The sequence below is a fragment of the Cupriavidus sp. 05T41 genome (assembly GCF_056396525.1).
In genome coordinates, this window is record NZ_JBFTLQ010000139.1 from 1 (window position 1) to 12,828 (window position 12,828).

A 12,828-nucleotide genomic window follows, 5' to 3' on the forward strand; every position below is an offset into this window, starting at 1 on the left:
CCTGACCGAAGACCGCAAGCCTGACCGAAGACCGCAAGCTGCAGGGCCTGTTMCTGGACCAGAGCGTGCACGAGAACATCAACCTGATGGTGGCCACGCGCGACGCGCTCGGCCTGGGCCGGCTGAACCGGCCTGCCGCGCGCCGCCGCACCAGCGCCGCCATCGACATGCTGGGCATCCGCGTGGCGCACGCGCAGGTCAACGTGGGCGCGCTGTCGGGCGGCAACCAGCAGAAGGTGATGCTGTCGCGGCTGCTGGAGATGATGCCGCGCGTGCTGATCCTCGACKAGCCCACGCGCGGCGTGGACATCGGGGCCAAGTCGGAGATCTACCGCCTGATCAACGCGCTGGCCGAGAGCGGCGTGGCCATCCTGCTGATCTCCAGCGAGCTGCCCGAAGTGGTCGGCCTGTGCGACCKGGTGCTGGTGATGCGCGAGGGCGCGCTGGCCGGCGAAGTGCTGCCCGGTGCCAGCGCGGCCGAGACGCAGGAACGCATCATCAGCCTGGCCACCGGGGCCGCGCAGGAGGCGGAACAAGCGATGTTCCCGCGCGACGGCGGCCCGGGCGGCACGGGCGGCACGTTCGCCCAGGCCGGCGGCCATCCATTGCATTGAGCGCGGCACGCCAGCCGCCCCCGATCCGCATGGTCCGGCACAGTCCGGCACGGTTCGGCACAGAGATACGCAGCGACACACAGTGACAACGACGCCGGCCCGCGCTTACGCGGCGGCCGGCGCAGGAGACAGCCATGCATGAATMGATCCGCCATCCCGCCCGCTCGGCCAACGCCGCGCCGGTCCTGGCCACCACGCAAGCCGGCCAGCGCGCCGCGCACGGTCGCGCCACCACGCAGGAGCGCCTGCGCGCGCTCGGCATGCTGCCCGTGCTGGTGCTGCTGTGCCTGGGCTTCTCGCTGCTGGCGGACAACTTCGCCAGCCTGCAGAACCTGTCCATCGTGGCCCAGCAGGCGTCCATCAACATGGTGCTGGCCGCGGGCATGACCTTCGTGATCCTGACCGGCGGCATCGACCTGTCGGTGGGCTCCATCCTTTCCATCTCGGCGGTGGTGGCCATGCTGGTATCGCTGGTGCCGCAGCTCGGCGCGCTGGGCGTGCCGGCGGCGCTGGCCTGCGGGTTGCTGTTCGGTCTCGTCAACGGCGTGCTGGTGGCCTTCATGAAGCTGCCGCCGTTCATCGTCACGCTGGGCACGCTGACGGCGGTGCGCGGCCTGGCCCGGCTGGTGGGCCAGGACGGCACGATCTACAACCCTGACATCGGCTTTGCCTTTATCGGCAACGGCGAGGTGCTGGGCGTGCCCTGGCTGGTGGTGATCGCAGCCGCCGTGGTGGCGGTGTCGTGGTTCGTGCTGCGCCGGACCGTGCTCGGCCTGCAGATCTACGCGGTGGGCGGCAATGCCGAGGCGGCGCGGCTGTCGGGCATCAAGGTGTGGGTGGTGCTGCTGTTCGTGTATGCCGTATCGGGTCTGCTGTCCGGCCTGGGCGGCGTGATGTCGGCCTCGCGGCTGTACGCGGCCAACGGGCTGCAGCTGGGCCAGTCCTACGAGCTGGATGCGATTGCCGCGGTGATCCTGGGCGGCACCAGCTTCGTCGGCGGCACGGGCTCCATCGCCGGCACGCTGATTGGCGCGCTGATCATCGCGGTGCTGTCCAACGGGCTGGTGCTGCTGGGCGTGTCTGACATCTGGCAATACATCATCAAGGGCCTGGTGATCATCGGCGCGGTGGCGCTGGACCGCTACCGCCGCAAGGATTCGGCGCGCACGTGAGCGGCATGCGCAACCACGGCGACAGGAGACTCGACATGTCCAGATCATCTTTCACGGCGCTGGCGCTGACCGCCCTGGCGTCCCTGGCGGCACTGTGCCAGCCCGGCGACGCCGGCGCGCAGGACGCATCGGCGGCTACCGCCACCGTCGTCGCACCCGGGCCCGCACGACAACTGAAGAAAGTGGGCGTCACGCTAGGCTCGCTCGGCAACCCGTACTTCGTCGCGCTCGGGCGCGGCGCCGAGGCCGCCGCCAGGCAGGTGAACCCCGCCGCCAAGGTCACCGTGCTGTCGGCCGACTACGACCTCAACAAGCAGTTCTCGCATATCGACAGCTTCATCGTCTCCAAGGTGGACCTGATCCTGATCAACGCGGCCGACGCCCGCGCCATCGAGCCAGCGGTGAAGAAGGCGCGCCGTGCCGGGATCGTGGTGGTGGCGGTGGACGTGGCTGCCGCCGGCGCCGACGCCACCGTGCAGACCGACAACATCCAGGCCGGCGCGCTGGCCTGCGGCTTCCTGGCCGACAGGCTCAACGGGCAAGGCAACCTGATCATCCAGAACGGTCCGGCGGTGTCGGCGGTGCTGGACCGCGTCAAGGGCTGCAAGACGGTGCTTGGCAAGCATCCCGGCATCCACATCCTGTCCGATGACCAGGATGCCAAGGGCTCGCGCGAGGGCGGCCTCAACGTRATGCAGCTATACCTGACGCGCTTTCCCAAGGTGGACGCGGTGTTCACCATCAACGACCCGCAGGCCGTGGGCGCCGACCTGGCCGCGCGCCAGCTGAACCGGCGCGGCATCGCGATCGCCTCGGTGGACGGCGCGCCGGACATCGAGGCCGCGCTGAAGGCCGACACCTTGGTGCAGGCCTCGGCCAGCCAGGACCCGTGGGCCATCGCGCGGACCGCGGTGGAGATCGGCGTGGGGCTGATGAATGGCCATGCGCCCGCCAGCGCCACCGTGCTGCTGGCGCCCGCGCTGGTCACGCGGGCCAACGTCAACGACTATAAAGGATGGGCGGCCCCGCGCTGAACGGCGCCGGCGCCATATCCGACCGAACCGACATCGACGCATATCAACCCATATCAACCCATATCAACCCATATCAACCAACTGGTGACATGATGCCAAGCAAAGCCGTAGCCCCGGTGCCCGAGTTTGATTTTGTCCTCTTCGGCGGCACCGGCGATCTCGCCACGCGCAAGCTGCTGCCGGCGCTGTTCGATGCCCACCGCGTGGGATCGCTGCACCCGCGCGGGCGCATCCTTGCGCTGGGCAGCCAGCCGCTCGGCCTGGATGCCTACCTGGCGATGCTGGAAGCCAAGGTGCGTCCCGGCTTGCCCGCCGCCGCGGCGGCTGAAGCGTGGCAGCCTTTCGTGGAGCGCATCGTCTATCTGCAGGTGGACGCCAATGCCCCGGAGGGCTTCGATGCGCTGGCCGAGGTGGTGCGCAGCCGGGCCGCGCCGGTGGTGGTGTTCTACCTGGCGACCGGGCCGCACCTGTTCGTGCCGATCTGCGACCAGCTGGCGCGCACCGGGTTGAACCACGCTGGCGTGCGCATCGTGCTGGAGAAGCCGCTGGGCCACGACCTGGCCTCGTCCGACGCCATCAATACCGCGGTGTCGCGGCATTTCGCCGAGGACCAGATCTATCGCATCGACCATTACCTGGGCAAGGAGTCGGTGCAGAACCTGATGGCGATGCGCTTTGCCAATGCGCTGTTCGAGCCGCTGTGGCGGCGCGAATGGGTGCGCGACGTGCAGATCACCATTGCCGAGGAGATCKGCGTGGACAAGCGCGGTGCCTTCTATGACGGCATCGGTGCGCTGCGCGACATKGTGCAGAACCACCTGCTGCAACTGCTGTGCATGGTGGCCATGGAGCCGCCTTCGAGCCTGTCGGAAGATGCCATCCGCGACGAGAAGCTGAAGATCCTCAAGGCGCTCAAGCCCATCGCGCTCGACGAGGTGGCAGAGAAAGTGGTGCGCGGCCAGTATTGCCGCGGCGCCGCCAGCGGCGACGCGGTGACCGGCTACGTCAACGAGTCCGCCATCCCGTCCGACAGCCAGACCGAGACCTTCGTCGCCATCAAGGCCGAGATCGCCAACTGGCGCTGGGCCGGCGTGCCGTTCTACCTGCGCACGGGCAAGCGCATGCAGGAGCGCCTGGCGGAGATCGTCGTGCAGTTCCGCGACGTGCCCTATTCGCTGTTCCCGCGTTCGCTCGACYATGAGCCAGGCAACCGCCTGGTCATCACCCTGCAGCCCGAGGAGAGCATCCGCCTGGACTTCATGGTCAAGGCGCCGGGCGACACGCAGGCGCTGCAACCCGCCACGCTGGACCTGCAGCGCATGCTGCCGCGCTGGCAGGGCAACCGCAACGATCGCAAGATGGGCGCCTACGAGCGCCTGCTGCTCGACGTGATCCGCGGTCGCCTGGGGCTGTTCGTGCGGCGCGACGAGCAGGCCCAGGCCTGGCGCTGGGTCGCGCCCATCCAGCAGGCCTGGCACCTGAACAATACGTCGCCCAAGCTGTACACCGCCGGCACCTGGGGCCCGGCCTCGTCCAGCGCGCTGCTGTCGCGCGATGGCGCAGTGTGGCACGAGGAACTGTGAGTCGTGCGCGGCGTGCCTTGCATGGCCCGCCGCGGTTTTTCCCCAAGCATCGAGGAGCATTGAAGATGTCCCAATCCCTGCCCAGCTGGCACCGCCTGCAGATCCACGCGCAGACCATCCGCCAGGCGCGCCTGCGCGACTGGTTCGAAGGCCGCGCGGGCGAGGCGCGCGGCGCCAGCTTCGTGGTGGAAGCTGCCGGCCTGACGCTGGACTACGCCAAGAACCGCGTCGACGACACCACCCTGAACCTGCTGTTCGCGCTGGCCAGCGAGGCCGGGGTGGCAGAGCGGCGCGACGCCATGTTCCGCGGTGAGCCGGTCAACGTCACCGAACGTCGCGCCGCGCTGCACGTGGCGCTGCGCGCGCGACCCGAAGACGACTTCCAGGCCCAGGGTGTGCCGGTGGCCGGCGAGGTGGCGGCGGTACTCGCGCAGATGGAACGCTTCACCGAGGCCGTGCGCGGTGGCGAGTGGCGCGGCTGGGATGGCCGCGTGATCACCGACGTGGTCAATATCGGCATCGGCGGCTCKGACCTGGGCCCGCGCATGGTGTGCCGCGCGCTGGCCCATCTCGATGACGCCGGCCCGCGCATGCACTTCGTCGCCAACGTGGACGGCAGCGACCTGGCGCGCGTGCTGGCGCGGCTGGACGTGGCCGGCACGCTGGTGGTGGTCTGCTCGAAGACCTTCACCACGCTGGAAACCATGGTCAACGCCAACACCGCGCGCGACTGGTTCCTGCGCCAGGGCGTGCCGCGGGACAAGCTGGCGCGGCATTTCGTGGCCGTTTCCACCAATCGCGATGCGGTGGCGGCGTTCGGCATCGACCCCGTCAATATGTTCCCGTTCTGGGACTGGGTGGGCGGGCGCTTCTCGCTGTGGTCGGCGGTGGGCCTGTCGATCGCGCTGGCGGTGGGCTTTGCGCGCTTTCGCCAGTTGCTGGACGGTGCGCGCGCCATGGACCGGCACTTCGCCGATACCGAGCCGCGCGCCAATATGCCGCTGATCCTGGGCCTGCTCGACGTCTGGTACCGCAGCTTCCTCGGCACCGCCAGCCGCTGCGTGGCGCCGTATTGCGAGCCGCTGGAGCTGCTGCCGGCCTTCCTGCAGCAGCTGGAAATGGAGAGTAACGGCAAGTCGGTGCAGCTGGACGGCAGCGTGGCAGAGCGCGGCACCGCGCCCGTGGTGTGGGGCACCACCGGCACCAACGGCCAGCACGCCTATTTCCAGATGGTGCACCAGGGCTCGCACTGGATGCCGGTGGACTTCATCGCCACGCTGGAGCCGGTGTTTCCCGTTCCCGGCCATCACAGCAAGCTGCTGGCCAACTGCTTCGCCCAGGGCGAGGCGCTGCTGCGCGGGCGCACCGCCGACGAGGTGCGGGCGCTGGGCGTGCAGGACGAGGCGCTGGTGCCGCACCTGGTGTTCGAGGGCAACCGTCCCAGCAACACGCTGCTGCTGCAACGGCTGGACCCCTGGCATCTCGGCGCGCTGATCGCGTTGTCGGAGCATCGCACCTTCGTCCAGGGCGTGCTGTGGAACATCAACTCCTTCGACCAATGGGGCGTGGAGCTGGGCAAGCAACTGGCCGCGCCCATCGCCAGCGAACTCGAAGGCGGCCCGGCCCGGGCGCACGACGCCTCCACCGCCGGCCTGATCCGCCGCGCGCTGGCCGCTTCGTCCGACTGGCAGGGCTGAGGCACCGCCTCACACGACACAGCGAGAGCAATATGACGACAACTCCATCGCCCACCTATGTGGTGTTCGGCGAAGCCCTCACCGACATGGTCCACCAGGGTGGCCAGGACTGGCTCGGCCTGCCGGGCGGCTCGTGCTGGAACGTGGCGCGCGTGGGCGCGCGGCTGGGTGTGCCGACCGCCTTCGCGGGCGCGGTCAGCGTCGATACGCTGGGCGACCAGCTGGCCCGGGCCAGCGCCGAAGCCGGGCTCGATGCGCGCTATCTGCAGCGCGTGGCGCGCTCGCCGCTGCTGGCCTTTGTGGGCGCCCAGCATCCGCCCCAGTATTTCTTCGTCGGCGACGACAGCGCCGACCTTTACTTCGATCCCGCCAGGTTGCCGCCGGGCTGGCGACAGGCCGCGCGCACCGTGCACTTCGGCTCGCTGAGCCTGGCGCGCCAGCCGCTGGCCGCCCGCCTGTGCGAAGAGGCGACGCTGGCCGCGGCGGCGGGCAAGCGCATCGCCTTCGATCCCAATTTCCGCGCGCCGATGCGCGAGCCCGGCTATCAGGCCGTGTTCGCCCACCTGGCGGGTCTGGCCGACCACATCAAGGTGTCGGACGAGGATCTGCGCGGACTCTATCCCGCGCTGGACGAAGCCGCCGCGCTGGCCGCGCTGCGCGCGCTGGCGCCGCAAGCCAGCGTGCTGCTGACCCGCGGCGCCCAGGGCATGACGCTGCTGCACGCCGACGGTGCCTGCGAGCAGCCGGCCTTCGCGGTAGCGGTGGTGGATACCGTGGGCTGTGGCGACGCAGCCATGGGCGGATGGATGGCGGGGCTGCTGCTCGATCCCGAGGCCACGCCACAGCGCCAGGCTTGCTGGGCGGCGGCCACCGCGGCCATCGCGGCGACCCGGGCCGGGGCCTACGCGCCCACGCAGGACGAGGTGCGGGCGCTACTGGGCGAGCCTGCGTTGTCCGCCTGAGAACGGCATGCGCTACGCGTTCKTCCCGCGGTGCCCCGGAAGGGACGACGTCGGGGGCAAAGATTTGTTGGCCAACATTTTCCAATACTGGTGTACAATCCGGCCTCCTCACGATTCACAATTGCGGTGTTTGTTCCCCCATAGCTCAGTTGGTAGAGCGCCGGACTGTTAATCCGTAGGTCCCTGGTTCGAGCCCAGGTCGGGGAGCCAAACAAGCGGGAGTCGCTCAGTTGGTAGAGCGCAACCTTGCCAAGATCGAGGTCGCGAGTCCGAGCCTCGTTTCCCGCTCCAAAATGGCAAGATTTACCCGCCAGGGTATCGTGAGAGCGCCCGCATCAGGTCGCCTCCCAATCGAGAGGGTGCCCGAACCTCCCGTAGCTGCCAACATTCCATCCGCTAAAGATACGAAACCAAATCCCGCATCTCGTCGATATCGGGGTGGACATACTTCATCGTCGTATTGAGACTCGTATGTCCAAGCGGAAGCTGAACAAGCTTCGGGTTCTTCGTCACTCGCATCAATTTCGCTCCGGTCGTGTGGCGGACGCGATGGCAGGATGCACCTATCCCATGTGTATTAGCAGCTGAAATAACAGGCTCAGCCTGGTGATCGCGGTGAGTACGCTCTCGATTGGTTCCACATCGCCATGCGGGTACAGAACCTCGAACAGATGATCAAGGGCAGGCCGGCACGCTGCGACGACGGTCCTAGCAACGCAGCCTTGATCAAGGCGCTGCATGGCGCCAAGTGGCACCTGTGGCACGGCTGCCCGCATCCGGCATTGCGCCGACTGGAAAGCCTGGGCTGGGATCTCTGTTGCGTTGACCGGTTGAATCCGCAACCCTCTTCTGCCGTTCGGCCCCGCGCAGCCCCAACGGCAGCTTCCAAGTTGAAACGGACATTTTTGCGGTCATGTCGACCGGCCGGTTCTCAGGCGCAGCGAGCCGGTCAAGGAGGCGCTCGATACCTGCCTCTCATGCAAGGGCTGCCGCAGCGATTGCCCCACCCATGTGGACATTGCCGCCTACAAGGCTGAGTTACTTTCGCACTACTACGAAGACAAGCGCCGCCCGCGCCAGGCCTGGTTTATGGGCCGTATCGGGGAGTGGGCGCCCTTTGCCGCGCGCGTGCYACGCCTGGCCAACTTTCTTACCCAGACACCGGTGCTKCGCGCCATCGCCAAGCGCATTGCAGGCGTGGCCKATAGCCGTGAACTGCMCCAGTTCGCCACCACGCCCTTCCGGGCGCAACTTGCAGCGTACCGGGGCAGGACTGCGGCTCACGTCGCGGTGGCCGATGCCCCCGCGCAGAAGCCCGTGATCCTGTGGGTCGACACATTCTGCGAGAACTTCCATCCGGAAATCGCCATGGCCGCGACCAAGGTCTTGCAGCACGCGGGCTTCCACGCCGTGTTGCCGGAACGCAAGCTGTGCTGCGGCCGTMCGCTTTATGACTTTGGCCTGCTGGATATGGCCAAAGCCAAGCTTGCCGATATCCTGGATTCCCTCGCGCCCTACTTCGATTCAGACGAAAGCGAGGCCGCCATCGTGGGGCTTGAACCCGGCTGCATGTCAGTATTCAAGGACGAACTCCTGCGGCACTTCCCGGACGATCCCCGCGCTAGGCGGCTGGCGTCGCGGACCTGGRTGCTGGCGGACTTCCTGGCCGACCAGGGTTACCAGCCGCCGCGCTACGAGATCGACGTCCTGATCCACGCGCACTGCCACCAGAAATCGCTGTTCGGCACGCAGGGCGAGCAGACATTGCTCAAGCGCATGGGCGCCAACTGGACGCTGCTCGATAGCGGTTGTTGCGGCATGGCCGGCTCTACGAGTATGGCATCGTGCGCCTTCCGCCCTGCATCGCCATCCGTGTCGAGGAAATCGAGCATCATGGTGCCTGACCAGATTATCCCGATGGGGTTCGCCAGATTCTTCCCATCGATGTCGGGCGCAGAGCCATGCACCGGCTCGGTAGTTGTCGAACCGGACGCCCGCCAGCAGCTTCCATCGCTCTCCAAGCGAAACCTCATCCTGAAGATGGGCGCCAACATTACGCTGGTTTTCATGCGTCGTTCAGGCGATATGCCACCTTGTCGTTGATCGGGCCGGTGGTGTCGACCGTGGCGCGTGCGAAGCCAAGCGTCCCGGCACTGAGTTCCGCCGTCGTGGCGCGGGTGAACCTCGGTTTCTTCGTGACGATATTGATGGTGCCGCCAGGTTCGCTGCTGCCGTACAGCGCCGCAGCGGGACCCTTCAGGAATTCGAAGCGCTCAACCGTTGAGGCGTCGCGCATCGGATTGTATCCGCGTGATCCGGGAAAACCGTTCATCAGGTATCCCATATCCGTGCTGCTGAAGCCGCGGATGGCGTAGGTGTCCCAGGTTCCGCCAAAGTCATTGAGGCGGGCAATGCCGCTCACATAGTCGACGGTGTCGGCAAGCCGTCGCGCCCAGATCGTCAATCAGTTCCGAGGTGAGCACGCGCACTGACTCGACCGCTGGATCCATTTGAGGCGGCCCAACAATCTGCTCGTACGCTGCGGCAAAACGCAATTCACTGCGGTGCGGCGCGCTGCGATCGGCACCATCGTCGGTGCGACTGCTCTTAAGCTTGTGCCACGCAGCATGACTGCCCGGCTGTGCTGTGTCTTCTTGGCATCCAACCTTTCAGGAGCGTTCTCATGGCCCTTCGGGATTTCAAGGTCCCTACTCTGGACTACCACTTTCACACGGTGGCGCAGCTCGTTGACGCTTCGGAGGTAGGCCTGTGACCTGGGGCATGATCGCCGAACCGGTGGCCGACCTGCTGCCGGACCTGGTCGCGCTGCGCCGCGACCTGCATGCCAATCCTGAGCTGGCCTACGAGGAGCATCGCACGGCAGGTATCGTGGCGCAGTCGTTGCGTTTGCTGGGCCTTACGGTGCACGAGGGCATTGGCGGCACCGGCGTGGTGGGCACGCTGCGCGGCGGCCAGGGCGAGCGGACCGTGGGCCTGCGCGCAGATATGGACGCGCTGCCCATGGTGGAGCTTGGCCGCGCGCCTCATGCCAGCCGCACGCCTGGCAAGCACCACGGCTGCGGACACGATGGCCATACCAGCATGCTCGTCGGCGCCGCTCGGCAGCTTGCGCGCACCGGCGTCGACGGTACGGTGCACTTCATCTTCCAGCCGGCCGAAGAAGGCCAGGGCGGCGCGCGCCGGATGATCGAAGACGGCCTGTTCGAGCGCTTTCCCTGCGACAGCGTCTATGCGCTGCACAACTGGCCCGACCTGCCGCTGGGTCACGCCCAGACGCGCCCCGGCGCCATCATGGCGGCCGCCGACCGGTTCGACATCGTGCTGCGCGGGCGCGGCGGTCATGCCGCGCAACCGCACCACACCCCCGACGCCATCMTTGCCGCCAGCCAGCTCGTGTCGCAATTGCACACCATCGTGGCGCGCCGCATCGACCCCGGCGAATCGGCCGTGCTGTMGGTCACGCGCATCGAGGGCGGGCACAGCCACAACGTGCTGCCGGCCGAAGTGCAGATCACCGGCACGGTGCGCAGCTTCGATGCCGCGTCGCAGGACCGCATMGAGACCGCGCTGCGTGCCATGGCCGATGGCGTGGCGCGGGCGAGCGGCACGCAGGTTGAGGTCAACTACGTGCGTTACTACCCGGCCACCGTGAATACGCCGGCCGAGGCCGCGCTGGCCCTGGACGCGGCACGAGCCATCGGCTTGCAGGCACAGATCGCTCCGCGTGCCGCCTTCACCTCGGAAGACTTTGCCTTCATGCTGCAGCAAAAGCCCGGCGCCTATCTCTGGCTCGGCCAGGGCCGTGCCGAACCGGGGCCAGACGGCGAGCGTCCGCTGCACCACCCTTGCTACGACTTCAACGACGATGCGCTGCCGTTGGGCATGCGCTGGTTCTGCGAAGTCGCCCTGCGTGCGCTGGCGACCGCGCCGTAATTTCAACCGCTCAGCACTTCAGCCACACCATGACCACACTTCAATCCACTCGCCAGGAGAAAGACTTCCTGGGCGTCCGAAGCCTCGATAACACCTTGTACTACGGCGTGCAAACGCTGCGAGCAAAGGAGAATTTTCATCTCTCCGGCCGCCGCATTGGCGAGTACGCGGAATTGGTCAAAGCGCTGGCCCTTGTCAAACATGCGGCCGCCAATGCCAATTACCGGATCGGCCTGCTGGATKCGGCCAAGCATGCCGCCATTGCAAAGGCATGCGCGGAAGTCATTGACGGTGCGTTACATGACGAGTTTGTTGTTGACATGATCCAGGGCGGCGCGGGAACCTCGTCTAACATGAATGTCAATGAAGTGCTTGCCAACCGTGCACTGGAACACCTGGGACAAGAAAAGGGCGATTACAGGCACCTCCATCCCAATAACGACATCAATATGTCGCAATCGACTAATGATGCGTATCCAAGCGCCATCCGTGTGGGCCTGCTGCTTGCCCATCTCCCGCTATTGGAGAGCCTCAGCMACCTCGCTGCGACCCTGGCGAGCAAGGCGGAGCAGTTCGACGCCATCCTGAAGATGGGCCGCACCCAACTCCAGGATGCGGTTCCGATGACGCTTGGACAGGAGTTCCGTGCCATGGCTGACACCGTATCCGCGGACCTCGAGCAGCTTCGCGCGCTCATCCCGGCAGCGCTATGCGCCGTTAATCTAGGTGGTACGGCGATCGGCACTGGCATCAACGCCGACCCGAGCTACCAGGCGATCGCCATCGAGGAATTGTCGGAGCTCTCCGGGTTCCAGATTTGTTCCGCATCCAACCTCATTGCGGCGACATCGGATATGGGCGATTTCGTATTGCTTTCAGGTCTGATCAAGAGGACCGCCCTGCGGCTCTCGAAAATCAGCAATGACTTGCGTTTGCTGTCGAGCGGTCCCCGGGCTGGCCTTGCGGAAATCAACCTTCCGCCGCGCCAGCCTGGCAGCTCGATCATGCCCGGCAAAGTCAATCCGGTCATYCCGGAGGCGATGAACCAGGTGGCGTATGAAATTGCAGGCAATGATGCCGCGCTTACCCTGGCGGCCGAGGCTGGTCAGTTGCAGCTCAATGCCATGGAGCCCCTCATTGCATATAAGCTCTTTGACTCCATCCGGCTACTCGATCGGGCGGTGCGTATGCTGGACCGCGAATGCATCGAGGGCATTACCGCGAATCCGGATCAGTGTTCCGCGCTGGTCCAGCGGTCAATTGGCATTGTGACAGCACTCAATCCATACATTGGATATGAGAATGCCACGCGGATCGCAAGGCTAGCTCAGGAAACAGGTCGCACCGTCGTGGAGCTCGTGCAATCAGAKAAGCTCATTAGCAATGAGCTTCTGGCCGAGATCCTCCGCCCGGAGAACATGGTGGCGCCTCGGGCGGTAGCCAAGGCCTGATAGCAAAGAGGCGGAGTAGAGACGGCTGACAAAGCTGCAACTGCGAGTGTTTGCACCCCTCTCCCAATGGGTCCCAATGGGAGAKGGGCAGGGGTGAGGGCGGGCGTATCCTCGAAGTGGTACGCCGAGATGCTTGCCATGCGCCTGCCCTCACCCCCGGCCTTTCTCCCGCAAGCAGGAGAGAGGAGCATCAATGCGTTTCCAGCAGCACCTGCGCACGCGCAAAGCGCCCGATGGCATAAGGCTCCAGCGGAATCGAGGTACGGCCCGTGGCGATCAGCTCCGCCATGGTTTCGCCCACGCCGGGGCTKATCGCAAAGCCCTCGCCATTKAAGCCGAAGGCGTAGTACAGGCCGGGCAC

The 12,828-nt window shown here is 66.4% G+C and carries 8 protein-coding genes, 2 tRNA genes and 5 pseudogenes; 11 read left to right on the top strand and 4 right to left on the bottom strand.

The window, feature by feature from the left end:
• Window positions 1-20: 20 nt before the first annotated feature.
• The 8 genes and pseudogenes from AC1DKV_RS38700 to AC1DKV_RS38735 all read left to right on the top strand — a co-directional run.
• Window positions 21-614: pseudogene (locus AC1DKV_RS38700) on the top strand (ATP-binding cassette domain-containing protein); the annotation flags it as partial.
• Between the two features lie 134 nt (window positions 615-748).
• A complete protein-coding gene (locus AC1DKV_RS38705) occupies window positions 749-1,786 on the top strand; it encodes an ABC transporter permease subunit (protein WP_477139559.1) in 1,038 nt (345 codons plus the stop codon).
• A 35-nt stretch (window positions 1,787-1,821) separates the two neighbouring features.
• On the top strand, window positions 1,822-2,820 hold the full coding sequence (locus AC1DKV_RS38710) for an ABC transporter substrate-binding protein (RefSeq protein ID WP_441622499.1): 999 nt from the start codon (window positions 1,822-1,824) through the stop codon (window positions 2,818-2,820).
• A gap of 92 nt (window positions 2,821-2,912) precedes the next feature.
• A complete protein-coding gene (zwf, locus tag AC1DKV_RS38715; protein WP_477139562.1) occupies window positions 2,913-4,403 on the top strand; it encodes a glucose-6-phosphate dehydrogenase in 1,491 nt (496 codons plus the stop codon).
• Between the two features lie 65 nt (window positions 4,404-4,468).
• Window positions 4,469-6,100, top strand: coding sequence for a glucose-6-phosphate isomerase (pgi, locus tag AC1DKV_RS38720; RefSeq protein ID WP_441622501.1), 1,632 nt, complete (start codon window positions 4,469-4,471; stop codon window positions 6,098-6,100).
• 32 nt (window positions 6,101-6,132) lie between these two features.
• A complete protein-coding gene (locus tag AC1DKV_RS38725; RefSeq protein ID WP_441622503.1) occupies window positions 6,133-7,062 on the top strand; it encodes a carbohydrate kinase family protein in 930 nt (309 codons plus the stop codon).
• A 134-nt stretch (window positions 7,063-7,196) separates the two neighbouring features.
• Window positions 7,197-7,272: transfer RNA gene (locus tag AC1DKV_RS38730), tRNA-Asn, on the top strand.
• 5 nt (window positions 7,273-7,277) lie between these two features.
• A tRNA-Gly gene (locus AC1DKV_RS38735) sits at window positions 7,278-7,353 on the top strand.
• 105 nt (window positions 7,354-7,458) lie between these two features.
• Here the strand turns inward: AC1DKV_RS38735 and AC1DKV_RS38740 are convergent.
• Window positions 7,459-7,653 (bottom strand): tyrosine-type recombinase/integrase, encoded by a 195-nt coding sequence (locus AC1DKV_RS38740; RefSeq protein WP_441622514.1) that lies wholly within the window; start codon window positions 7,651-7,653, stop codon window positions 7,459-7,461.
• Window positions 7,654-7,667: 14 nt separating this feature from the next.
• On the opposite strand from AC1DKV_RS38740, the pseudogene AC1DKV_RS38745 reads away from it, so the two are divergent.
• Window positions 7,668-7,877: pseudogene (locus AC1DKV_RS38745) on the top strand (ISKra4-like element ISBte1 family transposase); the annotation flags it as partial.
• 876 nt (window positions 7,878-8,753) lie between these two features.
• On the opposite strand, the pseudogene AC1DKV_RS38750 reads toward AC1DKV_RS38745, so the two are convergent.
• Window positions 8,754-9,035 (bottom strand): annotated as a pseudogene (locus AC1DKV_RS38750) (isocitrate/isopropylmalate family dehydrogenase); the annotation flags it as partial.
• 101 nt (window positions 9,036-9,136) lie between these two features.
• Window positions 9,137-9,557, bottom strand: a pseudogene (locus AC1DKV_RS38755) (TonB-dependent receptor plug domain-containing protein); the annotation flags it as partial.
• Between the two features lie 274 nt (window positions 9,558-9,831).
• On the opposite strand from AC1DKV_RS38755, the gene AC1DKV_RS38760 reads away from it, so the two are divergent.
• Window positions 9,832-11,016 (top strand): amidohydrolase, encoded by a 1,185-nt coding sequence (locus tag AC1DKV_RS38760; protein WP_477139560.1) that lies wholly within the window; start codon window positions 9,832-9,834, stop codon window positions 11,014-11,016.
• Between the two features lie 29 nt (window positions 11,017-11,045).
• Window positions 11,046-12,467, top strand: coding sequence for an aspartate ammonia-lyase (locus tag AC1DKV_RS38765; RefSeq protein WP_477139561.1), 1,422 nt, complete (start codon window positions 11,046-11,048; stop codon window positions 12,465-12,467).
• 190 nt (window positions 12,468-12,657) lie between these two features.
• On the opposite strand, the pseudogene AC1DKV_RS38770 reads toward AC1DKV_RS38765, so the two are convergent.
• Window positions 12,658-12,828, bottom strand: a pseudogene (locus AC1DKV_RS38770) (sarcosine oxidase subunit beta); the annotation flags it as partial.

Coding starts and splice junctions, on each gene's coding strand:
- AC1DKV_RS38725 (WP_441622503.1), top strand. CDS start 6,133: ATGACGACAACTCCATCGCCCACCTATGTGGTGTTCGGCGAAGCCCTC.